Here is a 26,017-nt window from a genome sequence, read left to right as displayed (position 1 = left end):
TTAAGATGGAATGGGAATCCGTTATTGGTTTAGAAGTCCACGTACAATTACGCACAAAATCAAAAATTTTTTCTGGTGCCTCTACAGCTTATGGTGCTGAACCTAACACTCAAGCCTGTGCAATAGACTTAGGGTTGCCCGGCGTTTTACCTGTTTTAAATAAAGAAGTAATAAAATTGGCAATTCGTTTTGGGCTTGCTGTTCAAGCCACCATTGTAAACCATGCTGTTTTTGCCCGAAAAAATTATTTTTATCCCGATTTACCGAAAGGTTATCAAATAAGTCAATATGATTTACCTATTATTAAAGCCGGTCATTTGGATATTGAAACCGATGAGGGAAGTTCTAAACGCGTTCGAATTACCCGTGCGCATTTAGAGGAAGATGCAGGAAAGTCCATTCATGAAGGAGTAAAAGGTTACTCCGGTATCGATTTTAATCGTGCAGGCGCCCCCTTATTAGAAATTGTTTCTGAGCCGGATATTTGCTCATCTAAAGAAGCAGTAGCTTATTTAAAAACTTTACATATGTTAGTCCGTTACATCGGCGTGAGTGATGCTAAGATTCAGGAAGGTGCTTTCCGTTGCGATGTTAATATCTCTTTACGCCCAAAGGGAGAAAAAGAATTTGGAACACGAACAGAAATTAAAAATGTAAATTCTTTTCGGTTCGTTGAGCGTGCTATTTTGTTTGAAGTTGCTCGACAAAAAGAACTTTTAAAAGCTGGGAAAAAAATTATCCAAGAAACTCGGCTTTATGATGCAGTTCAAGATGAAACTCGGACCATGCGCACTAAAGAAGAAGCCCACGACTATCGATATTTTCCGGACCCTGATCTACTTTCTATTGAAATTACTTCAGAATTTATTGATTCGATTAAAAGAGAACTTCCTGAGTTACCTGAAGAAAAACGTCGCCGCTTCCAAGAAATTTATCAGTTGGGCAGCTATGACGTCAAATTTCTTACTCAGCATATGGAAACTGCCAATTATTTTGAGGCCTTAGTAAAAATAGATAACTCTATTTCTCCCAAGCTCGCTGCCAATTGGATCATTGGCGATCTTGCAGCTGCGTTAAATAAAAATAACCTTGAAATTAGTGAAAGTCCGATTAATGCAGAGCAATTAGGAGGGCTTCTACGGCGCATCGCGGATAATACATTATCCGGCAGTATGGCAAAACAAGTATTCGAGGCAATGTGGAACACCAAAGGCAACGCTGATGCTATTATTGAGCGCCAAGGCCTAAAAAAAATCACAGACACTAGGGAGCTTGAGAAAATCATTGATGAAATTATAACGAGTAATCCTCAGCAAGTAGAAGAATACCACTCTGGCAAAATTAAATTATTCGCCTTTTTTGTCGGCCAAATTATGAAAGCTACCAAGGGCAAAGTCAACCCCCAGCAAGTAACTGAGTTATTAAAAAAGAAATTGTAACTACCGTCCACTCCTCACTCATAATTTTTGCTTATCGACTTTATAAAAACAATCCATTTTATTTATCTGCTCCCAACTAACAATAAACTCAAAAAACGAACATTGAGTAGAAAAAACATGATTAAGATTAGTAAAAAAATTCCCTAACTTTTCGTTAACTGGTGTTATTAGTAATAACATCAATAAGGCCTTCATTAAGGTCGACGAAAAAAGTTACCTGAACAAATGGCTCGTAATATTTTTCTGGCCTAAAGATTTCACTTTAAGATTTCACTTTTGTTTGATCTACTGAAATTGCCGAATTTGGACTATTACATGGCGAATTTACTGATCGCGATTCATAAGTTCTAGGTATTAGTACGGATTCTGAATACGTGCATTTGGCATGGCGTCGTAAAAAAAGAAGAACTTCGAGAATTACCTTTCCCAATGCTCTCTAATATTCAACGCAATCTGTCGCAACAATTGGGAATTCTGAATAAAAATGAAGGTGCTGCAAAGCGGACCACATTTATTTTTGATCCTAAACAAACCGTTCAGTTTATTATGGTCAATGATTTAAATGTAGGGCGTAATCCACATGAAGTTCTAACAGGTACTTGATGCTTTACAAACTAAGGAATTATGCCCCTGCAATTGGCAAAAAGGTGGAAACACCGTAAATATTTCTAATTAGGAGAATAACGATATTAAAAGAATATAAAGATAAATTACCTGAATATCCGAGAGATTTAAAATTAAATTTATCGCAAGTTCTAAATGAATCCTCTAACAGCAAATTTACCTGCCAAAAAATCTTAGGAATTGCTCTGGCAGTTGCTTTTGCTACTCAAAATGGATCCTTGATGAAAACACTCTTTAATTAGGCAGAATCAGAATTAACCGAATCAATGACTAACAAGATTAAAGGCACGGCGAGTATTATGGTAATGAATAATATTTATTACCGCTTTTACTCATTTAGTCAAAGACGAGGAATATCAAAGAATGCCTGCTAATTTACACATGAATATTATTGCCAATCCCGGAGTAGACAAAAAAGACTTTGAACTCTATTATTTCCCTGTTTCTGCTATTAATGGCTCTGGCTTATGTATCGATGCCCACGTAAATACATTATTGAATCGGGGTCAGCAAGCAAGTCGTTCAGCACGTTATTCGGATTACGGCAGTCCTCAATAGTTTTCCTCAAGTCTCTTCCATTGAAACGTCTGGTTAATTTAATCTGCTCCTCCCTCTAGGAGGGGGGAGCATTATTCCACGACTCCTAATTAACATTCAGCTTAGTGATTTCCTACTCCAGGGATCTTCCCCCAATTTTAACCAAAACTTTTCTTAGAGATTGTGTCACTTTCTTCTATCCTCTCCACTTCTTCTCTTTCTTGTACGGAAAGAAAAGGTCGATTATTAGAAAAAGTAGGGTTTGACCGAAAGTTTGATAATTAGAAGTAGGTTGAGTTATAATAGGCAAAATAAATAAATAAATAAATAAATAAATAAATAAATAAATAAATAAATTTCATCTGAATTTGAATTTATCAAAATTCGTACCTCATTTCCTAATTTCACTTTAATTTTGAAATAAGCAAGGACCACCATTTTAACAAACTCTTTGACACACACTGGATCATCTTGTCCAGTCCAATCGGCTTTTAATAAGCCTTTAACCACTTTCAACTCTGCTAACACCTCAGCGTTTGGAGCTTTCGGTTTGGGAGAGAAAATTATTTCCTTATTTAACCAAGACACCAAGGCAGCTATTCCTGTCCCCAATAGAACGGGAAGACAAATAGATACCGTTTGATAAACACTTAGATCCTATTCTTGTTCATGGACTAATTTTTCTCTCACCTATTCGAGCATGAGATAAGCCATCATTCCGGCTGTAGGAATTGCAAAACTTAAAATTAGGGCTAAAGATTTAAATATTTTTATAGGCGTTGCTTCGGGCTTTTAGTTATATTCGCAACTATTTGCGTATCAATAGAATAAAGACAGCCGAACCAAGAGAAAAGTACAGTAATAAATGACACAATCAGACATAGTACAAGCCCTCCCTTGTCTTTTGTGTCGCATTCACAAGGAGCGAAGCAATCTGAATTAGAAGATCCGTTTAAGACCTGATTTAATCAAATAGCGGTAGTAATATCAAAAGTCGTCACATATAGAACCCCAAATAGATTTTCAACAGCTCGTCGCTGTCGCTCCGCTGGATCGTTAGGAAAACTACTATCCATATATTATGGAGCCTCTTTCATGAGTAAATATCTCAAACCTCGATTAAGTTCTTCCCGACTAAATTCAGACTATATCCAGACCTTTTGAATAGTATTTACTATCCCAATTTTTATTCTTTCACTAATATCTGAAAAATTGGAATCTTCTATTAAATTTTTTGGATTAATAAGAATATAGAATCTATTTTATGTAAAATTTTAGAACATATTAATTTATTTTAATTTTTAATTGAATATCGTAAGAAATTACAATATATTTTATAAATCAATAAATTTTAAATAGCTTAATTATTTCATACTATTAAATTCTCTGAAAGAAAATAGTAGTAATAACGATTTTTTGGTTTAGATAAGACCTGCGTCTGTCAGACAATGTAGCTCTAACAGAAGCAACGAGGTTGAGTGGTAATTTAATTTCAATATACATTTTTGACGATAAACTTAAATCCATAGGCGAAGCGCAACATTGGTAGTTGTATCATAGTATTGTGTCTTTAAAAAAATCTTTAACAAATAAAGGGATAACATTAATATTAAAAAGAGGTAATAGTGAAAAAATACTAATGGAACTTATTAAAAAATATCAAATAAAGAAAATTTACTGGAATTCTTTTTATGAGTCTTATTATAGAAAGTTAGATAGTCATTTAAAAAATTTATTTAGAACTGTTTCCATTGAAGTAGGCAGTTTTGATTCCAACCTTCTCATAGAACTACAGAAGATTAAAAATAAATCAGGGAATTATTATAAATTATTTACTCCTTATTATAACTGAATTAGCGTTTGAATAATTCCAAGACAACCATTAAAAGTTCCTCCAAATTTATCCAAAATGAGACATCTTGAAACTGATAAACTAGAAGACTGGCAACTTTTATCAACAAAACTAAACTAGAGCCAGAGCTTCAACTAATGGAAACCTGGAGAAAAAATGCCCAAGTTTGCTTAAAAGATTTATTAAAAAAAATCTCAAAATTATCCCAATCAACGCAATCGTCCTAACATTCCCTCTACTTCACAGCTTTCTCCCTATCTCCATTTTGGAAAAATCAGCGCCTGTCAAATTTTAGCTGTGATAAATCAGGCTGTCATAAATTAGAAAACTCTGAGGCAGTCTGCTGACGTCTTCCAGCGTCAATTAATATGGTATGAATTTGCTTACCATTTATTATAGAATCTTCCTGAAATCAATAAAAAAATTTTAAATGGCAAAAAATAAAAGCTAACTGAGAGCTTGGCAAAATGGGTTGACTGGTTATCCTATAGTCAATTCTGAAATGCGCGAATTGTGGCACACAAGTTACATGCGCAATCGTGTAAGAATGATCGTATCATCTTTTCTAGTAAAAGATTTATTAATTGATTGGCGAGAGGGAGAGAAATTGTTTTAGAATACATTATTGGACACGGATGTTGCTAACAATGCTCTCGGATAGGAATGGATAGCTAGCTCAGGCCCAGATACTGCATCTTATTTTCGAATTTTTTAATCTTATCTTACAAAGCAAGAAATTTGATCTGGAGAAGATTTATATTAAAAAATAGTTTCCAGAGCTCGTTAATGTGCCAACCAAATACATCCATTATCCTGCTAATATACCCCTCAATATTATGCAATTATCTAAAATTCATTTGGGAGTTGACTATCCCCTTCCAATAATTTTTAATAGCCAAGCAAAATCTCAAGCTTTAAAAGGATACCAAGGTTTAAGTTTAAAATAATATTTCAATTATAAACTATACTTATAATTATATTAATGTGGAAAGTATTTTAAAATGGATTAGGAAGGGTTATATTATGAATGTTATTGACATTCTTAGCAAAGAACATAAAAAAGTTAGTAATTTTTTCGAAGAGATTAAAGACAAGTCCCATCGAGAAGAAATCAAGAGGAAGATATTTCAAGATCTCTCTCAATTGCTTATTTGTCATAAAACCATAGAACAAAAAGTATAGTATCCATAACTTAAAAGGATAGAAAAGATTAAAAAATTGTTAAATACCTTATTTCGGAAGAAAAAGAGGCTGAGAAGATAATTAAAAAACTTAAGAAGACTAAAAATTTTGAAGAATGGTAAGATAAATTTTTAAAGCTTAATAAAGAAGTAGAACATCATACGACTCAAGAAGTAAAAAAACTTTTCCTAAATGTAGTTTAAGTTTTGAAAAAAAAGAATTAGATGGAACTGGAACCGAAACATAAAAATTTTCTCAAAACTTTTAAAGAATTCTAAAATAAACAATAACAACTATCAATAGCCAAATAAAAAATTCCTGCTAGCATTTAATAAATTTTTTTTAATGATTAAGGAGTGGTAATACCCATTATACCATCAGATAGATTGGATAGAATGTTAGCATTTTTATCTGTCCTTACGAATTTATTTCTCAACGTTGTCAAAAATATTCTTCTGACCTATTCAAAAAATGGATCCTATTTCACAACACTATTTGCATGATGGGTAGCGAAGCTGATAAATTATTCTGTAACAATAATAGATTCATATGCTACAAATCACCCCCACGCTAGATTGAAAAGTCCTTATTTGGAGAAGGAGGTGTCTAAGGCCTTGATAGGAAAGCGCATATGCATCGAAAACAGATTTTCATATCAATTATGATTGATATGAAAATTAAAAAGCTAGAGATTATTTTTATTTCTGAATGTTAAAATCAGATATTAAAATAGAATGCAAAAAATAAAATCGTATTATATTAAAGAAATCCAAAAGTTGTTAACTAAACCTGTCTATTCATGGGTCAGCTTACCCTTATCAAAAAAAGAAGTATCCAAACAGATTCGAGAATTAATGGCGCTCTTCGATTATGCAGGCTCTATAGCTCAAAAATATTGGTATGTAAGATTCACACTAAAAAAAATTGATAAAAAAATTAAGAAAGTCATTGAAAAAATACGAATCGGTCTTTTGAATGTTCCGCTTTAAAGCCCCAATTATATTATTGCGCACCACTGCAACCTCAATAATCATCTACTCAATCCAAGAATTTCTGCTGTCGAATTAATTAACTTGCTAAGACATACCATCTCTATTTCTATTATATTGTTTTTGTAGACTACGTTCTTCAACAATATTCTAATAGTTTATCAAGATTACACAGTGATAACGAAAATTATTCTGATCTTTTTGTCTAGGAAGTAAGAAGATTTTATCCTTTTTTCCTTGCATATGGAAGGATCCCAATATTTTTCGACCTGAACGATTTCATCAATGGAATAAAAGTCCATTTAATTTTATTCTACAAGGGCCTTGTGATCATTACTGTAATCATCATTGTCCATAAGAATGGATTACTCATAAAACTTATGAAGGCAGCGTTAGAATTTCTAATAAAACATATTAAATATGAGGTATCTGAAGAAAATCTAATGCTTGATCTTTTTTGATTACCAACACTACCCAAAAGTCGATTTATTATTTCTAACATGAGATTATCCTTGTAAATATTTTAATAATTTTATCTCATAATATTTTTCCAGAAAACGCGACAATCAATTAGCTGTTTCTTAAAAATGGGTTTTTCAACTTTTAGCAGATGTTCATATTCACTCATTAAACTCACACTAGTATGATAAAATATTTTTTTGGCAAAAATCCGATAACGTTTTTTCCTGAAAGCATCCACGTTTAATAACTAAACATGATAATGGACTCTAACCTTCAGAATCGCTAATGAAACAATTTTTAAGAGGATAGTAGCTTCCGGCTATTAGCCCCGACCTCAGTTGATTGAAATTCCACGATTCTATCATACCTATTTCTGCTTATCTTAATTTCAATCATATGCATTCCAGATAGGTTGTTAATAACAGACTCATTATAAAAAGAAAGAGAAGTACCCTAATTAAAGCGATCCCCTCTTGTGACTTATATTTCATTTACTTCTCGTAACGTTACATAGAAGTGCTATTCCTTTGTGAACTTTTACGGTGAGAAAAATAACAGTACTAATTTAACACTTTTGATTTCTTTCCAATTCTTAACTTGGACTACTATAAGATAATGAATTATAGAATTATATTTTAACAAAAAGTAACATACATACTCAATTTTCAATTGGTCGATATTACTAACTAACTCCTGCCGCTTATACGGCAAGGGTTTTCGGTATAATGGATAAATACGTTTTCTTTTATCTTTTCGGTTAGTATCAGAAATAAAGTAGACTGTTTTTAAAAATTGCCATTTATTTCGATAATGGATACATTTTCCTAGCATAATTATATTAGAGTTAGAAGCAGTTTTTCCTTGGATAGTATCAGGTAAATGTTGCGTATCGTAACCTCAAATTTTATCTTGCTTCCGAGAAAATCCTTCCTACTCACACCAATATTCCCTGCTTCCTGAATACGCTGAGTTAATAAATAACTAGAAAATTGACCTTCTTCTTGTAATTTCACTAAATCTGATTTCCAACGCATACAACTACGGAACCTGGAATGTAATTTAACTAAATCAAATAGAAGTAATGTGCCTAGAAAACTTTCAATTAATAACTCTATTAAGCTAAAACCTTTGATTCTTTTTATAAAGCTACCATCAATGATAAAAATTGAATTTTCTTTTCTAACCAATGTATTTGGATCTTGCACAGACGATGCTGGCAATAGTAATCTCCATTACTTTCCAATAGAATCTGATGATTTTTGCTATTCCAAACTTCCAATGAATAATTTGAACGTAAGCACTCTAACATCGATTACAATTGAAGAGTAACTCTAGCATAGTAGCAGGTATGGCGAAGATATTGAGCTTGCTTGATTTCTAAAAATAAAAATCCAAATATAATTCTACTTAAAATAACTTACGTAGTCAGAACTTAGGAGCGTGAAACTCGATCTTTTAATCATGGGAAAAGATTAGAAATATATAGTAGGATAGTAAATACGGTACAATTAGGTAGTATAAGATAGTTATCGTTATAAATTCGTTAAATCTCTATCAATTTAGATTTAAAATATTAGCAGACGACACTTTTTAATAAACGAATGATTTTTAAAAATTGAATTAAAATTCTGTTTGTTGAAAATTATATTTTTTTAAGATTAATTTAATTAAGGGCATCTTTTCGGAGAAAGTGGGAAAGACTACTTAGAGAGATACTAAGTATTTAAAAATTACCATTTCTGATAATAAAAAATTGTCATGTACTGAGGTTTAATTTACCTATTATTTCTAAATTGTTTTCAGAAGATTAATCGGCATTTGAAATACAATAGTCGAAGTCCTATCGCTAGCCAAATCCATCAGGGTTTGCATGTAACGTAATTGTAAAGATTGAGGTTGTTGGACTAAAATCTCAGTTACTTCTTTTAAACGTTGTGCAGCTTGGAATTCTCCTTCGATGTTAATTACTTTTGCTGGCCTTTCTTGCTCAGCCTCAGCTTGTCGCTCGATGGCGCGGACCATACTTTCTTCTAAGATTGACATGCTTACTACATTCGAAACCCTAATCCCCCAATCCCCCACGCATCGGTTTCTCCATCCAGAATTTCCTGAATATCTTTGTTTAATTTTTCTCGTTTCGCCAACATTTCATCTAATTAGTATTCCCCAATACCGAACGCAACGTAGTTTGTGCTAATTGACTGGTGGCTTCGTAATATTTTTTGACCTGAATGATTGCTCGCTCAGGATCAATCACTCGAAAATAAACAACCGCGTTAACTCGGACGGACACATTGTCACGAGAAATCACATCTTGACTCGGCACATCCATTACCACTGTTCGTAGATGGGTACGCACAATTTTCTGAATAATAGGCACTACAATAATTAAACCAAAGCCTTTGACTTTCCAAAAACGTCCATAAGGTAAAAATAACTCCCCGTTCATATTCTTTAAAAATATGGCTGAAAATAATAACAATAAGACTAAAGCCACAATTACAATTGCAACTATTATCGTTGATTTTTCTCCAGAGGCTTGACCAAACAAATTAATCCTTCCAAACGCTCCACGATGACTTCGTCGCGTCTTTAAATAACGATGGGCCTTCGTTGGAAACAAAACGCGAGATTTAAAAACCAAAAGAAAAAAGCCAAGTGTAACAATGGCTATATGTGATAATTAAGTACAAATGAAATCGCCCCCACAACGCCACAAACCACAAATCCTGAACTTAAAAATTTAAAAAATATTCTATAAAAACCAATCATGAACAAAATATAGGCCACACTCGGATCCGTAATGACTGCCAAAAATCGGGTTCGCTAGTTAACCTCTATTTTTTTCTACGCGAAAATTTTTAGTAAAATTTTTAGTATTAATTATTTTTTATATTACGCCTTGCAAATTAGTTTTCATTCCATCCACTTGCTCTAATAAATTTGAAATATTGGGTGCTACAATGTTAATAACATTAATTTTGAGTGCTTCTTCAGCAGAAAGACTTTCGGCCTCGACCACTGCTTTTTCTGCCTACTCCACGTTGCGACCGCGGAATTGCCCTAGGCTGCGAATATAAGCTCTGGGCATCACTAACGGCTTTTAATTCAGAGGGCGATTTCTTTGATTCAGTTTTTTATCTTTTTGCTCTTCTTTTGGAGGTTCAGCGCCGCCAGGGGTGTCCACAGCCACGGGTGTTGCCACACCTAAATTAGTTCCGGGCGCCATAACAGCAATATGGATAGCATATAAAATGTAGGTACCTGGACTAGTAGTATGAGCGCCACTGGGCGGGGTGTAGGTACATATCCAATAATCGGTATGGGGAAATGCAAGAATATCCTTCTTTATGATACCACGCATGACTGTTGCTAATCCTCCCAGAGTATCCAATTGGAGAATAACAACTTGTGCTTATTCTTCTTGTGCTTTTTTAAACCACGTGCGAAAAAAATCTTGGGTGTCAGGCCTGATGCTTCCTTTGATTTCAATTAAAATTGCTAGCTTAGTTGGCACGTTTTGCGCAATAATATTTCTACCAAATCCAAAAATCAGTATCAATATCAAAAACCAACGAATGAAACACCATTTATAACGGCGCACTATGAATCTTTTCTCTATTTATTATATCCGATATTATGGCATCCCTTTCCCAAGGAGCACAAAAATAAAACTGGTCCCGCAGCGTTTGCTAATACACTGGAGGTAGTGATTTTGAAGTGGGAGCATCGTGAATAAATACAAATGTATAAATACTAGACAGAGAGTAATTATGGAAACAAACGCAAGGCATTCGAAACTCTATCTTTCGTTGATTTCCTTTATCATCGGAATTGTAGCTTCTTCCTTTTACGCTTATGACTTTTTAGTTCGCGTAATGCCGATGGCGATGGCGCACGATTTACTAAGATCATTTAAAATTCAAGCGAGTGAATTAAGTATTTTATTCAGTGGTTTTTTTTATGGTTATGCTGTGATGCAAATTCCTGTGGGCATGATGTGCGACAAACTCGGCGCCCGACGCTTGCTTTCTTTTGGTCTTCTTATCTGCGGCGTGGCAACTGCCGTCTTTGGATTTACAACGTATTTTCCTATTGCGGTCGTTACAAGAATCATTATGGGTCTCACTGCTTCTGTGGCTTATCTAGGCGCGCTGTGGGTAGGAGCTTATTGGTTAGGTTCCCAACGTTTTGCTCTCTACGCAAGTCTCGTTCAAGTTTTGGGGTGTGCGGGAGCTATTATTGGGTCGGCTCCTGTCGCTCATTTAACGGCAACTTATGGATGGCAAAACACTTCTTATTTGATCGCTTCAGTGGGCTTCCTCCTGACAATTCTAAATTGGTTTGTTATCCGCGATAAACCTAAAGAGCCTGAATTGATTCAAGATGCGAAATTTATCCCTAAAGAAAATAAATTCTATCTACGCGATGTCTTCAAGCGCTCTCAATCCTGGTGGATTGCTTTCTTTGGTTTTGCTATCTGGGGTCCAGTAGCGCTGTTTGCTACATCATGGGGTGCTTTATTTCTCACCAGCTCGCATCATTTTTCTAATGTCCGTGCTACCGGTCTGCTCTCTCTGATTTGGATTGGCATTGCCATCAGTGGTCCTATTTTTGGTTGGTGGACCAATTTTATCAAGCGCCGCCGTCTGCCAATCATTACGGCCGCATCTCTCGGTTTTATTAGCACTTGTTTAATTTTATACGTCCCCACATTGTCTGAAATAGCACTGAGTGTTTGTCTTTTGTTATTTGGTGCGGCTTCTTCCAGCCAGGCGATCGCATTCGGTTTAGTAATTGATAATAATCGACCACAAGCTATAGGAACAGCCTCAGGTTTCACCAATATGGGAATCATTTTTGCTGGCGTGGTGTTACAGCCCTTTGTAGGATTATTACTGGATAAATTGTGGGATGGGCAGATGATAAATGCGGTGCCTGTCTATAGCATCCAGGCTTATCAAATTGCTCTAACAATAATTCCTATTTTATTTTTATTGGCTTTTATAATTGGTGGTTTTGTAATTAAAGAAACGTATTGTACAAAACAATATCAGGATTAATCTTTAACCTGAAGGAGTGGAAGGAAGTCTTGCGTTTTCCTCCACTAGGTGATGATTGGGGCATAGTTTTTCTAGATTTTAGAGGATTCCAAAAATCCGACCGGCAAGAAGAGGATTGGAGCGATGTTGATCTGTTAAACTGGTAGATTTGTTCGTAGAAATAGATTTCTTCCCGAGTCTTTTCATATTCTTCAGAAAGCACATTTAAATGGAGTCTTATATTTAAAAAAAACTTACTTGCCAGGAACTCTAATTCATCAACTGGAAGTCCACAGGCCCACGCAAAAAATTCTCTATCTCGCGGTTGCTTTTCAAAAAATCGATCGACCAGAAAGAGAGTAATAAGAGAGTAATAAGAGAGTAATAAGAGAGTAATAAGAGAGTAATAATAAATAATCGATGGACGATTAAAGAATGAATATAAATAGAATCTTTTTGAGGCGTATTTAATTAACCGACGAATATAAATTAAATAATAAATAACTTGGGAATCCATAAGCTCAAGCCATCGAACGAGTCAGTTTAGATACTCGCACAAGGACATAAGTTCTCGCTCATTACAGGGGCAGCAAAGTGACCAATGAATGCAACGACTATCACCCGTTAAATAAAAGGCTAGGGACGCCTATCTTTCTCACGATGGAAAAGAAGAAAGTCAGCGAAACCGTCTACTTGTTCGTTTGTAAGACGGGCACTTCCTCGAAAATAAGAAGAATAAGACTCCAATTTATGGGCGATATCTTGATACTCATGTGGAGTAATCCAAAAATTAAAATTAACGATGTTTAAGAATTTTTTTTCCAATTTATTTAAATGAAAAGTTTTAACATTAACGAGACGGGCAAAAGCAGCATTAGTTAGAATGATATCTTCCAGAAATTTTTGAGTAAACATAACAGCTATTTTGAAAATAAGCCAAAAAATTTCCACGATAGGATTGAAAACTTGCTGCTTCTCAAGACAATTTTTCTACTCTCCTTTTAACTCTTTTTTTCTTTATCGAAGATATCGGTTAATATAGATGGAAGCAAGAATGAGATAAGAATATGTGATTTCAAGAGAAGTAGAAATTAATTGGGTTAAATAAATTTTGATGGAATCAATACATTCATTTTTAAGGAATATGAGCCGAGATGAATTCTCTCGAAGCTAACTTTTTTGGCATAGGAATTTGAAATATTTCGCAAATAGTTTAATTTCTCTTGGTGTGACTGCATGGGCACTAAACTACCACTCTTCCACCTGATAAAAGCTCCCGGAAGGATTAATTGAATCGGCTTGGAAACAGCTCATGACTTTATTAGTAGGCAAAAAGCTTTTTTGTCAAGAGAGACTGTATTTGTTAGGTATTTCTGCTAGTTCTCTTTGCGCCAGGAAGTGCCTTCAAGCGAATCTTCAATCATAATACCAAGATTAACCAACTGGTCACGAATATCATCAGAAACTTTCCAATCCTTATTTCGACGCGCCTCGTTACGGGTCGCGATAAGTACCTCAATTTTTTCAATTTCAGATGGGGTCTTAGTACCTTGCAAAAATTGCTCAGGAGAATGATTCAACAAACCAAAGACGTTGCCTAAATATTTTAATTCGGTTACCAATTTTCTAGCTTTTTCTATTTGGTTAGCATCCCGAAGCCGATTAATTTCTCGAATCATTTCAAATAAAATAGCAAAAGCAATTGGTGTATTAAAATCATCATCCATAGCTTCGCAAAACCGTTCGGTATATTCAGAAGTTTCTATATCCTCCGTAATGGGTAAGCCTCGCATTGCCAAATAAAATCGCTCTAAAGCCGTATGACTATTACCTAAATTTTCTTTAGAATAACTTAAGGGACTTCGGTAATGGCCTGACAATAGGAAGTACCGCAATACTTCTGGATCGTTCGTTTCTAGCACTTCTCGAATTGAAATAATATTCCCTAGCGATTTTGACATTTTTTCTTTGTTAATTTCCAAAAGTCCCGTGTGCATCCACAAATTTACAAACTTCTTCTCTTCAGCCGCTTCCGATTGCGCGATTTCATTTTCATGATGAGGAAATTTAAGATCTAATCCTCCCCCATGAATATCAAAAGGTTGCCCTAAAAGGCTACTCGACATTGCAGAACATTCGATGTGCCAGCCGGGTCGACCTTCTCCCCAGGGTGATTTCCATTGGGCCTTTCCAAGCTTAGCTCGTTTCCACAGAACAAAATCTAATGGATTGCGCTTACTCTCGCTGATTTCTACTCGCGCTCCAGGGTGGAGTTCATCAAGATTGCGGTGCGATAATTTACCGTATTCGCTAAAGCTGCGAACATCAAAGTAAACATCTCCATTTTCTCCAATATAGGCATGTTGTTTATCAATTAATTTTTCTATAAGTTTGATAATTTCTGGAATATATAGTGTCGCTCGGGGTTCAATATCAGGCGCTAAAACGTCCAAGGACTTTTCATCTTCATGCAAAATTTGGATAAACCGTTCTGCTAAAGCTTCTGGCTTTTCTTTATTTTCTTGAGCTCGTTTAATTATTTTATCATCGACATCGGTGATATTGCGAATGAAAGTAACTTCGTAACCACGCATGCGTAAATAGCGAACGACCATGTCGAAAGTAATTAATGAGCGAGCATGACCTATATGGCTATAGTCGTAAACAGTAATTCCGCATACATAAAGCTTTACTTTCCCTGCTTCAATCAGCTTAAGCGGTTCTTTTTTTTTGGTAAGACTGTTAAAAATTTTCACTGTCAACCTCATGTAATCGCTTATATATAATTTTGTCATCCATCAATAAAATTAAATTAGCAAGCTCAGGACCGTGTTCTACCCCTGTTAAAGCGATACGCAAAGGACGGTATAACGTTTTTCCTTTGAGAGTTAAACGTTCTTTTATATAATCTATAATAGATTTCAAGTCTTTATCAAATTTTTTAAATCCTTCTAAAGCTACTTCGAAATAATTACCTTCTGTTTGGTGTCGTAATTCTTTTGGAGTAAATGGTAGGGAGAAATTATCTTCAAAACAAACATCCACCCAATAATGGATATCCTGAGGAAACATTATATTAGGCTTTACCGTTTCTAAGAATAAATTGAGTTTATCATGAGGAATTTTTGATTTTAATTCTTCGCCCATCCATTGCCAAAAGCGATCCCCTGCTAAACCTTCTATGGCTTTTTTTTGCCAATAATCTAATTGTTGAGCATTAAACTTAGCAGGCGATTTACTAAGCGATTTAATATTAAATCCTTTAGCTAAATCGATTAAAGATAAGAGTTCATCGCTTTCATAATAAAGGCACAAACGCGCTAAATAATTCGTTACTGCTTCCGCTAAATAACCCATTTCACGCAATTCTTTAATACCACGACTGCCGTGGCGTTTAGATAAAGGGCTGCCGTCAGGCCCTGTTATTAAAGCAATATGGCCGTAAGCGGGAATAGCTAATCCTAAAGCCTGCAAAATTAACAATTGTCTGGGTGTATTTGTTAAATGATCTTCACCACGCAAGACGTGAGTGACTTCCATTAAGGCATCATCGATGGCGTTACAAAACATGAAAGACGAGGTGCCATTGGCTCGGCGAATAATGAAATCTCCGATGTCGCTAGTTTGAAAGCGCTGTTCACCTCGCACGAGGTCAGTAAAACTAACAACTTCATCATCGGGTACCCGGAAACGCAAAGTAGGCTTTAATCCTTCAGTCAATTTTTTTTCTATTTCTTCTGAAGACAGAGAACGGCATGTTCCAGCATAACGAGGTGGTTTTCCGGCCGATCTTTGGATTTTACGGGAGATCTTCAATTGTTCTTCACTACAAAAACAGGGATAAACATACCATGCTTCTTCTAGACGTTGATAATAATCGTCATAAATAGCTTGCCGTTTAGACTGATGGTATGGACCCTTCCCTTTATCTTTGGTCGGGCCTTCTTGCCATTCCAACCCCATCCACAACAAGTCTTCTTGAAGGCTTTGTTCAAACAGCTTCTTTGAGCGCTCAACATCGCTGTCTTCAATCCGGAGCAAAAACACTCCTTCTTTATTTTCTGCAAATAAAAAATTGAAGAGCGCTGTACGAGCATTCCCAAGGTGCATAAGGCCAGTAGGGCTAGGGCAAAAACGGCTTTTAATCATTAGACTCTTCCTCAAAAACACACTAGTATGACAATTTTTAATTAGCTTTCCAACGTTGGCGCGAGACAAACAGGCTTACACGAAAATTTCGTTGACAATGTCGCTTTCTATCCAATCCGAATAAGATTTTTAATGGGTAGATCCTATGATAAGCTGCGATTATAAGAACAGGCTGCAAGGCCTCAGGCGAAATAGTAATCACTGAAAAATACGGCCATGAAATCATACACTTTATTTATTTCTGATCTTCATTTAAAAGAATCAGCTTCCGATGTCGTGGCACTCTTTCTTCAATTCATGGAAAACCAAGCACCAAAGGCTGATGCACTTTACATTCTTGGTGATTTCTTTGAAGCTTGGATAGGAGATGATGACAAAACTGATTTTAACCAGAAAATTATTTTGACACTTCGTTCTCTTGTTAAAAATGGAACACCAATTTATTTCATACGGGGAAATCGCGATTTTTTGATAGGAGAAAAATTCACGAAAAATGCAGGAGTGATTGTCCTAGAGGACCCTGCAGTTATTTTCTTATACGGTAAACCCGTTTTACTAATGCACGGCGATAGTCTTTGCACTTTAGATCACAAACACCAAGCTTACCGACGAAAAATCACTAATCGATGGATACAAAAATTAATGCTATCACTTCCTCTAACACTTCGTCGAAAACTAGCCGAAAAATTACGTGAAAAAAGTCGCAATCGTAATCGCCATTTATCTAATGAAATTACCGACGTGACATTAGAGGAAGTCCTGCGTGTTATGCATCAAAAGAACGTGGAATTACTAATTCACGGACACACTCATCGCCCAGCTATCCATGATTTCTTAATAAATAAAAAACCCGCCAAACGCGTTGTACTAAGGGCCTGGCATGAGAATGGAAGCGCTCTTCGTTATTTTTCCGATGGTGTATTGGAAACTATCTTCTTTTAAATTAAATTAAAAATAAGGATTACAATTGATCGGCTGCTTAACGATACTAATCCACTTAAGTTCCATAATTAACAAATTTGCTATCTTGCAGCAATGATCAATGTCTTCATTTCTTTAACAGCCTCAGCTAAACCAATCAAAACAGCGCGCGAAATAATACTATGACCAATGTTCATTTCATTAACTACCGGAATAGCTGCAATGGGTTGAGCATTATGGATTGTTAAACCATGACCAGCATTTACCATTAGACCTAAAGTATGAGCATAATGAGCTGCAGAAGTAATGCGTTCTAATTCTTGTTTTTGATCGTAATCAGTCTTAGCATCGGCATAATGACCTGTGTGTATTTCAATGATAGGAGCTCCACAAACTTTCGCAGCATCGATTTGTTTTTCATCAGGATCAACAAATAAAGAAACTTCGATACCCGCATTCGCAAGACGAGAACAAGCTTCTTTTATACTCTTTTTTTGGGCAGCAACTTCTAAACCACCTTCTGTCGTTAATTCCTCTCGTTTTTCGGGAACTATACAGCAGTGCTCGGGTTTAACTTCTTCAGCAAATCGCATAATAACTTCAGCTGCTGCCATTTCTAAATTCAACGGTACTGTCAATTGTCTTTTCAAATTACGCACATCATCATCTTGAATATGACGTCGATCTTCCCGCAAATGTATAGTAATGGTATCAGCGCCTGCTTCAACTGCAATTAAAGCTGCTTCAACCGGATCCGGGTAGTGAGTTTTACGCGATTGGCGCAATGTGGCCACGTGATCGATATTTATACCTAAAAGAACCATAGCATCTCCTTTTAAATCAATATACTCCTTTATCGTAATAATTCCCGAGTTTTAAGGGGGATTTTTCCAAGTAATCTTCCTAGAGCCAATCGCATCAGGCGCTTTATTTCTTTAAGCAGTTCCACATTGGAGAATACCTCTTCTCGTAAGGCAAGTAAACTTTTTCCTGAAAACACATTTAATTCTCCACTCTTTTCACAGAGTAAAAATCCTCGCTCAGGGATATATTGATAAAATTGATCCTCTTCGAATGGCGCATTTCTTTTGACATCGTATCCTAAAGGCAGACCGTACCCCAGTTCCTCTAACAACCGTTTCTCAAAACTTCGTAAAGAAGCTTCTATGTGACCCTTCGATAATTGATCCAATGCATTTTGATAATGGGGAAATAAATAATAATCCGGATCGTCCGGGTGTAATAAACGCAATACCAATTCATTTAAATAAAAACCGCATAATAAAGATTCACCTTCTAAAAGATAAGGCATTCCATTCAATTCCGAATCACCTAAAAATTTTAAATCTCTTCGTCCCGACCATGAAACAAGCAAAGGAAAAAATAATTCTAATTTACCTTTATAGCGTGATTTTAGCCCGCGGGCACTTCGCGCAAGAGCAGAAATTCGACCGTAATTTAGTGTTAACAATTCAAGGATTAAACTTGTATTGCTGTATGGCCGTCGATGCAGGATAAAAGCAGGCTCCAAAACAATTCGATGTATCATTCCTCAAACCCCAGCTCTTTTAATAGACGCTCACTATCAGACCAACCACTTTTGACTTTAACCCATAATTGTAGAAAAACTTTTTGGTTGAATAATCTTTCTATATCAATACGCACGGTTGTGCCAATTTTTTTAAGTCGCTCTCCGTTTTTCCCTATCACAATTTCCTTTTGTCCTTTTCGTTCTATCCAAATTGTAGCTGAAATACGAAGAATTTTTTCTTCCCGTTGGAACATTACCAGCGTAACCGCCAACGAATAAGGAATTTCTTGACCCAATGACCGAATGAGTTTTTCACGAATTATTTCAGCTGCCAGGAACTGATCACTACGATCGGTAACTTGTTCAGGTGGAAAATAAAAGGGTGATTCCGGCATTTGATCATTAATTTTTTGCTCCAAAACTCCTATTTGATCGTCAGTTTTTGCAGAAAGAGGAATAATTTCTTTAAACAAATACAAGGAAGAAACTTTTTCAATTAAAGGCAATAATTCTGAATGGGCCTTGATTTGATCTGTTTTATTAATAATCAGAAAAACCGGCGTCTCAATATTTTGAAGCTGTTTTAAAACCCAAGTATCGCGTTCATCCCAATGAGGCTCAATAACAAAAAGAATGAGGTCAACGTCCTGCAACGCTTGCCGGGCAATACGATTCATATAACGGTTTATCATTCGAGGAGTATCTGAATGTAAACCTGGCGTATCAACATAAATAACTTGAATATTTTTAAAGGTTTTAACACCTAGGATTCGATATCGAGTGGTTTGAGGCTTTCGCGAGGTAATACTTAATTTGTAGCCTAAAATTTGGTTGAGTAATGAGGATTTACCCACATTAGGCCGACCAATAATAGCAGCATAACCGCAATAAGTAACATTCTTATTCATCTACCAATTCCAGAAAACGTAAAGCAGTAATTTGTTCTGCTCGTCGGCGTGTGGTACTGATACCTTCTGTTTTATACGGCAGGCCCTGAACATGACAAATGGCCGTAAAGGTTTGAGCGTGCGCTTCTCCGCTAACCTGCACTTCATAAACGGGAAAGGATAGTTTGCGAGCTTGTAACCATTCTTGCAGGCGAGATTTAGGATCTTTTTGGGGAGTTAATTTGGATAAGTCATCCACCCGCTTGCCATACCAATGTAACAAGCAACGACGGCATTTTTCTAATCCAGCATCAAGATAAATGGCACCAACTACCGCCTCCAAAGCATCTGCCAAAATTGATGGTCGCGTCCCTCCACTTTTACGTTCACCCGCCCCCAAGCGTAAATTGTCACTTATCCCTAAATATATCGATAATTGTGATAACACTTCGCCGTTAACAACAGAAGCACGCATTCGACTCAATTCTCCTTCCCGAGCTTGGGGATGACGCTGATACAATTCCGATGCAATAATAAATCCCAAAACAGAATCTCCTAAAAATTCTAAGCGTTCGTTATTGTGAGCCCCCACACTACGGTGACTTAATGCCGTTCGTAAAAGTCCAATATTATTAAATTGATGTCCTAAATGTTGCATCAACTCATCAAGCTTACTCATGCAATTTTTCCTAGAAATAAAAGCAAAATTGCTTATTGCAACCCATTTCTAATACGTGTCCCCACCCACCGAATGGATTTATTTAAGGAATCCCAACTGAGCCAAATTCCAAACGCCTTATCAATTAAATTTTTTCTGGAACAAACCTCCATTGACGGCTGTCATCACTGTTATCTCGGTTGTCACCCATCATAAAATAATGTCTCAGAGGAATGACTAAATCGTAATTTTCGGTTTCTCCACCAGCTGGTTGCACATAAATTTTATATTTAATGCCGTTAAGATCTTCTTCTTTTACATATACGAGTCGCTGATATCTCCATGAATTTGTATCATTCGCGGCATAGAAGAATTTTTGCTTTTGTTTTTTGCCATTAATATAAAGTTCCTTGTTTTTATGAATGATATGTTCACCGGGCAATCCAATAACACGCTTAACAAAAACAATTGTGAGATTTTCAGACCAGGGAAATAAAACGATTTGACCTCGTTTTATCTCACCAATAAGTAAGATTTTTTTGTTAATCACGGGAAAACGAAGTCCATAAGCAAATTGTTCCACCGTTACGAAATCACCCGGCATAACAGTGGGTTCTAATGAACCTGTGGATACGCGATAAGGTTGAATGATAAAAGATCGGACTATCCAAACAATTAACAAAACGGGGGAAAAAGCTTTGCTGTATTCAAAAAGAAAAGAAGCTTTGGTTTTTGAGGGCCGGCGTTTTTTAATGAAAAGCCAATCTACAAGAAAAATTATTCCAGTCAGTAGTACCGCAATGGTTAAATAAAAAGCAAAATTAAGTATCATTTTTCAGTCTTAAAACAGCTAAAAATGCTTCTTGAGGAATAGCTACTTTACCTACTTGTTTCATACGTTTTTTACCGGCTTTCTGTTTTTCCAATAATTTTCGTTTTCGTGTTACGTCTCCTCCATAACATTTAGCTGTCACGTTTTTGCGAAGCGCCTTCACAGAGGTACGCGCAATTATTTTAGCACCGATTGCTGCCTGAATAGCCACCTCAAACATTTGTCGCGGAATTAAATCTTTTAATCGCTTTGTCAATTCACGTCCTAGTGAATAGGCTTGATCCTTATGCACAATAGTCGCTAAGGCATCCACAGTTTTACCACCGATCAAGATGTCTAATTTTACTAGATCCGCCTTTTGGAAGTGGTTGAAACTGCAATCCAACGAAGCGTACCCCCGACTCACAGACTTTAAGCGATCAAAGAAATCCAATACCACCTCGCTCAAGGGGATTTCATAAGTCATTGATACTTGGTTACTTAGATACAATAGTTTTTTTTGGACTCCCCGTTTCTCTACGGACAATCTAATTACCGCACCTAAAAATTCAGGCGGTACCAATATATTTGCCACAGCAATAGGTTCACGAATTTCAACAATTTTACTAACTTCGGGTAATTGACTGGGATTATCGACATATAAAATCTCATTTTGCTTCGTCACAACTTGATAATTCACCGTGGGTGCTGTGGTAATTAATTCAAGATTATATTCGCGCTCTAAACGTTCCTGGACAATTTCCATATGGAGCATCCCTAGAAAACCGCAACGAAATCCAAATCCCAAGGCATCTGAAGATTCCGATTCATAAAATAAAGCCGCATCATTCAAACGCAATTTAGCAAGCGCTTCTCGAAATGCTTCATACTGATCTGAGTCAATGGGAAATAAACCGGCAAAAACTTGAGACTTAACTTTCTGAAAGCCAGGCAAAGGTACTTTGGCAGACTCTTTAGCGTGCGTCAAGGTATCCCCTATGGGAGCACCAAAAATGTCTTTAATCCCAGCGACCACAAAACCTACCCTACCAGCGCTTAAGGCTTCTAATGCTTGGCGTTTTGGTGTGAAATGACCAACCTGATCGACATAGTAATCTTTACCCGTCGACATCACTTTAATCTTATCTCCCTTTCGCAAAGTACCTGCTTTGACTCGCACTAAAGAAACCACTCCCAAATAGCTGTCAAACCAGGAATCAATAATCAAAGCTTGTAATGGCATTTCGGGATCACCAACTGGTGGAGGAATGGTGACGATAAGTTGCTCTAACAGCTCTTTTACTCCAATACCTTCTTTAGCACTTACCCAAATGGCGTCATGTGCCTCAATGCCAATAACATCTTCAATTTCCTGAATAGCACGCTCAGGATTTGCTTGTGGTAGATCAATTTTATTCAACACCGGCAATACCACGAGTCCTTGTTTGATAGCCGTAGAATAAGTCGCTACCGTTTGTGCTTCTACGCCTTGGGCAGCATCTACCACTAATAAAGCGCCTTCACAAGCCGCTAATGATCGAGACACCTCATAAGCAAAGTCCAGATGCCCCGGAGTATCAATAAAATTTAGTTGATAGGTATGTCCATCTTGGGATTGGTAGGCCAAAGTGACTCTCTGGGCCTTAATCGTGATTCCCCGCTCCCGTTCAATATCCATTGAATCAAGAACTTGGGCTTTCATCTCACGGTCCGTCAATCCGCCACAAAGCTGAATAAATCGATCGGCCAAGGTTGATTTACCATGATCGATGTGCGCGATAATCGAGAAATTACGAATGAATTTTTGAGGAATTGTGGTCATCAGCTTTGTCATTTTTCAATGCGTGGATAGTAGCATACTCACATAAACACAGCGAGGCTCTTATTAGTCGCAATCGTTAGAGAAATTTTAAAAGTCCTTATATTTCTGAGGAGAAAGTTGCTGTTTTAAAATGTTAGGCATACAGGCTTTTCCTGTTTTTTGATCCACACAAGCGATAGAAATAGATGCGCTTTCCACTAATTTTTTATCTTCTAAATTTCTTATTTCTTGTACGATTTGTAATCTTTTTTCATTGTAAGTCCCTATTTCAGCAGTGACATAAAATTTGTCTTCTGCTTTTAACTTAATAACGGATTTCTAGCCCAACCACTACTAAATCATAGCCTTTTAAATGGAATTTATAAAAATCAATACCCACTGAACGCACATAATCATTACGACATTACTTAAAGTAATGGAGAAAAATGGCGTGGTTAACAATTCCTTGACTATCTAGCTCATAATCGCGAACTTTTGACTGCCATGTAAATAGTGTCTTCTTCATATTGTTGCCCCTATGAATCAATTAAAACCACCAAATAACAAAGATAATCAAAATAATTCCAGATAAATTAAAAAAAAATAAATAACTCATATTTTTTCCTATTTTTCGAAAAAACGAAAACGATTGGCATTAGCTACTACAGTCACGGAAGATAATGACATGGCTATATCCGCTATAATAGGCTTAATAATAGCCCCACAAGTGTATAAAAAATGCCTGACGCAATAGAAATTCTGAGTGTATTGTAAACAAATGCACCAAATAAATTTTGTTTAATGTTGCGTAATGTCGCCTTAGAAATTGCAATGGCATTAACAACCCCTAGGAGGGATCCACTACTAATTAAGGTAATACTAATTAAGGTAATATCAGAACTTTCAATTACTACATCCGTCCCCGCTTCAATGGCAAAACCAACGTCGGCTGTAGCCAATGCAGGCACATCATTAATTCCATTAGTAACCATCGCAACTTTTTCCCCTCTTGTTGCAATTCTTTGACTTTTTCCGCTTTATCTTCTGGAAGTACTTCAGCAATCACTTCTTGAATCCCGACTGCTTGAGCTACAGCATTTGCCGTAATTGGATTATCTCCAGTAAAAATGATAATTTTTAATACCATTTGTCGTAATCTGGCGAGTACTCTTTTAGAATCTGATTTAATTGGATGAGCAATAGTGAGCAATAGTGAGCAATAGTGAGCAATAGTGAGCAATAGTGAGAAGACCGAGAATTTTTCCATGACTCATCAATTAGGGAACTCCCTTCAATAATTTTCCGTCCACAGGGACTTTTTTGCCCGGCCTAACTACGCAGGTGTTCATCCAATGGCCACCAAGAATAAAGAACAAAGAAACCAAAGAATCTAATAATAATAACCCACAGCCATAACCCACAGCCATTGAATGCATGATTGATTTATGGATGGAAGCCATTGCCAAAATTTATTAATCATCAAAGGAAATCCTACAATAGCTGCCACAAAGGCTTTTTTGATTAAATTACAGAAATAATTTTGAAATTCGTCAGTATGTGAATCTCCCTCATCGACGTCAAAATACGCCTCATATCCTTGTTTTTTCACTACCTCAATTAATTTTTGCGGATCGATATATCCCTTTCAATTTCGGCTTGTTTCGTAGCAAAATTTACCGCAACGGATCTTACACCAATGACGTCTTTTAATGCAGTTTCGATACTAGCTACGCAACTAGCACAATGCATATTTTAATAATCAATCGGTATTTCATAACTCCTTCAAACGTAAAATAAAATTTATTTTAATCTACCTGTCTCGAAATTAATAACCCACCCCCATTCTGAGCTTTTTGCAACAAATCCCTCACAAATACAATAACCCACAACAGCTACTAATGTTTCATTACAATAAATTAACGGTATGGAATCGCGTTGCCAAACTGGGATTCTCCATTCTTGCATTAATTTTTTTAATGAATGACTTTCTTTTCGCCCTACTGTTCGGCATCGTTCTCCCCCTTGGCGAAAACGTACTGTTAACCTACACAGATTAAGTGCAGTCTTAATTCCCTTACCCTTTCGTTTTACTGCTTGCAAAATACCTAAATTATTAGGAAGGGCCAAACAGCCCTGAAAGTCCCAAGGGATAATTAAGCTGGTATCGTAGAGCGGTGAAAAAGCTGATAAATACAGCTCATTTCCATATCGACGAACTTCTACGTCACCATAAGTAAAAATGGGATTTGCATCTTCTTTTGCCTCCAATACGTCTTTTCGCATCTGCTCTAATTGCTTGGTTTGAGGTGCAAGAAATCCCTCACGAGAAATCCACCGTCGCAAAATATTTCGCTGTCGCTCAGGCATTAATTGCAAAAGGGGTTTAATTGCCAATTTCGAGCCTGTTTGCATAGCTTGCAAATCATTATCCGCTAATAAATCAAGCAAAATAGCGGCTTCAGCACAATGGCTTGCTGACCGTGAAACAATGGCAAACACCTCCGGCCACCGCCGCTGTAAAACAGGTAATACTTCGTGGCGTAGATAATTGCGATTAAAGCGCAATTCTAGATTCATATCATCTTCAATCCAATGCAAATGATTTTTTTCAGCATAAACTTTTAATTCATAGCGATTAAAATTTAATAGCGGACGCAATAAGTGTCCGGAACCTAATTTCTTTTTCATTGGCATAGCGCTTAATCCTTTGACACCGGAGCCACGCATTAACTGCAATAAAAAAGTTTCCGTTTGGTCATTTTGGGTGTGGGCTGTTAAAATATTTTCATCCTCGCGAATAATACGGCGAAATATTTCGTAACGGGCTTTTCGGGCAACCGCTTCAATGCTATCGCCTGGACGAATTGTTAGTCTTAACCGTTCCGCCTGAAAATGTACTTTTAATTTCTCACAGATATGTTGACAGTGTTGCTCCCACTGATCAGCCTTTGGATTAAGTCCATGATTAATATGCACAGCCTGAATGTACAAAAGCGGATTTTTTTTAAGACATTCGCTCATTGCATGTAAAAGGACATGAGAATCCAGGCCCCCACTATAGGCGATGTAAAAACGGGAATAGCTCGTGAGGGTAGTTAACACCGCGGAAAGTTTTTCTGGCGTAAACACGCG

The 26,017-nt window shown here is 36.4% G+C and carries 26 protein-coding genes and 3 pseudogenes; 10 read left to right on the top strand and 19 right to left on the bottom strand.

What is annotated here, in order from left to right:
• The first annotated feature begins 5 nt into the window (after positions 1 to 5).
• The 4 genes and pseudogenes from gatB (at position 6) to CleRt_RS11390 (ending at position 2,621) form a co-directional block, all read left to right on the top strand.
• Positions 6 to 1,439 (top strand): Asp-tRNA(Asn)/Glu-tRNA(Gln) amidotransferase subunit GatB, encoded by a 1,434-nt coding sequence (gene gatB, locus CleRt_RS01785; RefSeq protein WP_048874968.1) that lies wholly within the window; start codon positions 6 to 8, stop codon positions 1,437 to 1,439.
• A 429-nt stretch (positions 1,440 to 1,868) separates the two neighbouring features.
• Entirely contained in the window at positions 1,869 to 2,042 is a 174-nt protein-coding gene (locus tag CleRt_RS14500) for a redoxin domain-containing protein (protein ID WP_306686771.1), read from the top strand.
• A 7-nt stretch (positions 2,043 to 2,049) separates the two neighbouring features.
• Positions 2,050 to 2,115 (top strand): annotated as a pseudogene (locus CleRt_RS14495) (peroxiredoxin); the annotation flags it as partial.
• Between the two features lie 311 nt (positions 2,116 to 2,426).
• A complete protein-coding gene (locus tag CleRt_RS11390) occupies positions 2,427 to 2,621 on the top strand; it encodes a carboxymuconolactone decarboxylase family protein (protein ID WP_235379148.1) in 195 nt (64 codons plus the stop codon).
• Between the two features lie 276 nt (positions 2,622 to 2,897).
• On the opposite strand, the gene CleRt_RS01770 is transcribed toward CleRt_RS11390, so the two are convergent.
• Positions 2,898 to 3,188, bottom strand: a complete 291-nt coding sequence (locus tag CleRt_RS01770) for a hypothetical protein (protein WP_048874967.1) — start codon at positions 3,186 to 3,188, stop codon at positions 2,898 to 2,900.
• Positions 3,189 to 4,074: 886 nt separating this feature from the next.
• Between CleRt_RS01770 and CleRt_RS11385 the strand changes: the two are divergent.
• The 4 genes and pseudogenes from CleRt_RS11385 (at position 4,075) to CleRt_RS01755 (ending at position 6,623) form a co-directional block, all read left to right on the top strand.
• Positions 4,075 to 4,452: pseudogene (locus CleRt_RS11385) on the top strand (deoxyribodipyrimidine photo-lyase).
• Positions 4,453 to 4,954: 502 nt separating this feature from the next.
• On the top strand, positions 4,955 to 5,068 hold the full coding sequence (locus tag CleRt_RS11380; RefSeq protein WP_235379248.1) for an FAD-binding domain-containing protein: 114 nt from the start codon (positions 4,955 to 4,957) through the stop codon (positions 5,066 to 5,068).
• A 172-nt stretch (positions 5,069 to 5,240) separates the two neighbouring features.
• A complete protein-coding gene (locus tag CleRt_RS13880; RefSeq protein WP_235379146.1) occupies positions 5,241 to 5,399 on the top strand; it encodes an FAD-binding domain-containing protein in 159 nt (52 codons plus the stop codon).
• 969 nt (positions 5,400 to 6,368) lie between these two features.
• On the top strand, positions 6,369 to 6,623 hold the full coding sequence (locus CleRt_RS01755) for a hypothetical protein (protein WP_048874966.1): 255 nt from the start codon (positions 6,369 to 6,371) through the stop codon (positions 6,621 to 6,623).
• Positions 6,624 to 7,918: 1,295 nt separating this feature from the next.
• Here the strand turns inward: CleRt_RS01755 and CleRt_RS08795 are convergent.
• The 5 genes and pseudogenes from CleRt_RS08795 to CleRt_RS11370 form a co-directional block, all read right to left on the bottom strand.
• Positions 7,919 to 8,305 carry a PilW family protein gene (locus CleRt_RS08795; protein WP_082160401.1) on the bottom strand — a complete coding sequence of 129 codons (387 nt, stop codon included), beginning with the start codon at positions 8,303 to 8,305 and terminating at the stop codon, positions 7,919 to 7,921.
• Between the two features lie 568 nt (positions 8,306 to 8,873).
• Positions 8,874 to 9,603 (bottom strand): annotated as a pseudogene (locus tag CleRt_RS01745) (slipin family protein).
• Between the two features lie 152 nt (positions 9,604 to 9,755).
• On the bottom strand, positions 9,756 to 9,857 hold the full coding sequence (locus CleRt_RS14490) for a hypothetical protein (protein ID WP_442778091.1): 102 nt from the start codon (positions 9,855 to 9,857) through the stop codon (positions 9,756 to 9,758).
• 118 nt (positions 9,858 to 9,975) lie between these two features.
• Positions 9,976 to 10,107 (bottom strand): Clp protease/crotonase-like domain-containing protein, encoded by a 132-nt coding sequence (locus CleRt_RS13050; RefSeq protein WP_306686770.1) that lies wholly within the window; start codon positions 10,105 to 10,107, stop codon positions 9,976 to 9,978.
• Between the two features lie 81 nt (positions 10,108 to 10,188).
• A complete protein-coding gene (locus tag CleRt_RS11370; protein ID WP_235379145.1) occupies positions 10,189 to 10,449 on the bottom strand; it encodes a Clp protease/crotonase-like domain-containing protein in 261 nt (86 codons plus the stop codon).
• A gap of 409 nt (positions 10,450 to 10,858) precedes the next feature.
• Here CleRt_RS11370 and CleRt_RS01730 point away from each other — a divergent pair, with 409 nt between their 5' ends.
• Positions 10,859 to 12,148, top strand: a complete 1,290-nt coding sequence (locus tag CleRt_RS01730; protein ID WP_048874963.1) for an MFS transporter — start codon at positions 10,859 to 10,861, stop codon at positions 12,146 to 12,148.
• Between the two features lie 615 nt (positions 12,149 to 12,763).
• On the opposite strand, the gene CleRt_RS01725 is transcribed toward CleRt_RS01730, so the two are convergent.
• From CleRt_RS01725 to gltX, 3 genes are all read right to left on the bottom strand, one after another.
• A complete protein-coding gene (locus tag CleRt_RS01725) occupies positions 12,764 to 13,042 on the bottom strand; it encodes a cyclin (protein WP_157870793.1) in 279 nt (92 codons plus the stop codon).
• A 461-nt stretch (positions 13,043 to 13,503) separates the two neighbouring features.
• A complete protein-coding gene (gene cysS, locus CleRt_RS01720; RefSeq protein WP_157870792.1) occupies positions 13,504 to 14,889 on the bottom strand; it encodes a cysteine--tRNA ligase in 1,386 nt (461 codons plus the stop codon).
• A complete protein-coding gene (gene gltX, locus CleRt_RS01715) occupies positions 14,870 to 16,276 on the bottom strand; it encodes a glutamate--tRNA ligase (protein ID WP_048874960.1) in 1,407 nt (468 codons plus the stop codon). The genes cysS and gltX overlap by 20 nt, the downstream gene beginning before the upstream one ends.
• 216 nt (positions 16,277 to 16,492) lie before the next feature.
• Between gltX and CleRt_RS01710 the strand changes: the two genes are divergently transcribed.
• Complete coding sequence (locus tag CleRt_RS01710) at positions 16,493 to 17,218, top strand: UDP-2,3-diacylglucosamine diphosphatase (protein WP_048874959.1); 726 nt, start codon at positions 16,493 to 16,495, stop codon at positions 17,216 to 17,218.
• A gap of 80 nt (positions 17,219 to 17,298) precedes the next feature.
• Here the strand turns inward: CleRt_RS01710 and pdxJ are convergent, their stop codons facing one another.
• The 10 genes from pdxJ to tilS form a co-directional block, all read right to left on the bottom strand.
• Positions 17,299 to 18,021: a pyridoxine 5'-phosphate synthase gene (pdxJ, locus tag CleRt_RS01705; RefSeq protein WP_048874958.1), complete on the bottom strand. Its 723-nt coding sequence runs from the start codon at positions 18,019 to 18,021 to the stop codon at positions 17,299 to 17,301.
• A gap of 29 nt (positions 18,022 to 18,050) precedes the next feature.
• Complete coding sequence (gene recO / locus CleRt_RS01700) at positions 18,051 to 18,746, bottom strand: DNA repair protein RecO (protein ID WP_048874957.1); 696 nt, start codon at positions 18,744 to 18,746, stop codon at positions 18,051 to 18,053.
• Entirely contained in the window at positions 18,743 to 19,636 is an 894-nt protein-coding gene (gene era / locus CleRt_RS01695; protein ID WP_048874956.1) for a GTPase Era, read from the bottom strand. The genes recO and era overlap by 4 nt, the downstream gene beginning before the upstream one ends.
• Positions 19,629 to 20,294, bottom strand: a complete 666-nt coding sequence (gene rnc, locus CleRt_RS01690) for a ribonuclease III (RefSeq protein ID WP_048874955.1) — start codon at positions 20,292 to 20,294, stop codon at positions 19,629 to 19,631. The genes era and rnc overlap by 8 nt, the downstream gene beginning before the upstream one ends.
• Positions 20,295 to 20,418: 124 nt before the next feature.
• Complete coding sequence (gene lepB, locus CleRt_RS01685; protein WP_235379144.1) at positions 20,419 to 21,105, bottom strand: signal peptidase I; 687 nt, start codon at positions 21,103 to 21,105, stop codon at positions 20,419 to 20,421.
• Entirely contained in the window at positions 21,095 to 22,906 is a 1,812-nt protein-coding gene (lepA, locus tag CleRt_RS01680) for a translation elongation factor 4 (protein WP_048874954.1), read from the bottom strand. Before lepA ends, lepB begins: the two co-directional genes overlap by 11 nt.
• 889 nt (positions 22,907 to 23,795) lie before the next feature.
• Positions 23,796 to 24,152, bottom strand: coding sequence for an HAD family hydrolase (locus CleRt_RS11365; RefSeq protein WP_048874953.1), 357 nt, complete (start codon positions 24,150 to 24,152; stop codon positions 23,796 to 23,798).
• A 123-nt stretch (positions 24,153 to 24,275) separates the two neighbouring features.
• Positions 24,276 to 24,494: a hypothetical protein gene (locus CleRt_RS11360; RefSeq protein WP_048874952.1), complete on the bottom strand. Its 219-nt coding sequence runs from the start codon at positions 24,492 to 24,494 to the stop codon at positions 24,276 to 24,278.
• 8 nt (positions 24,495 to 24,502) lie between these two features.
• Positions 24,503 to 24,634 carry a cation transporter gene (locus tag CleRt_RS11355; protein WP_235379142.1) on the bottom strand — a complete coding sequence of 44 codons (132 nt, stop codon included), beginning with the start codon at positions 24,632 to 24,634 and terminating at the stop codon, positions 24,503 to 24,505.
• Positions 24,635 to 24,685: 51 nt separating this feature from the next.
• Positions 24,686 to 26,014 carry a tRNA lysidine(34) synthetase TilS gene (tilS, locus tag CleRt_RS01665; protein WP_235379141.1) on the bottom strand — a complete coding sequence of 443 codons (1,329 nt, stop codon included), beginning with the start codon at positions 26,012 to 26,014 and terminating at the stop codon, positions 24,686 to 24,688.
• Between the last annotated feature and the right edge of the window lie 3 nt (positions 26,015 to 26,017).

Source organism: Candidatus Coxiella mudrowiae (assembly GCA_001077715.1).
GTDB classification, from domain to species: domain Bacteria; phylum Pseudomonadota; class Gammaproteobacteria; order Coxiellales; family Coxiellaceae; genus Coxiella; species Coxiella mudrowiae.
Note: the sequence above shows the minus strand (reverse complement) of the source record. Positions and strands in the feature narration are given on the sequence as shown.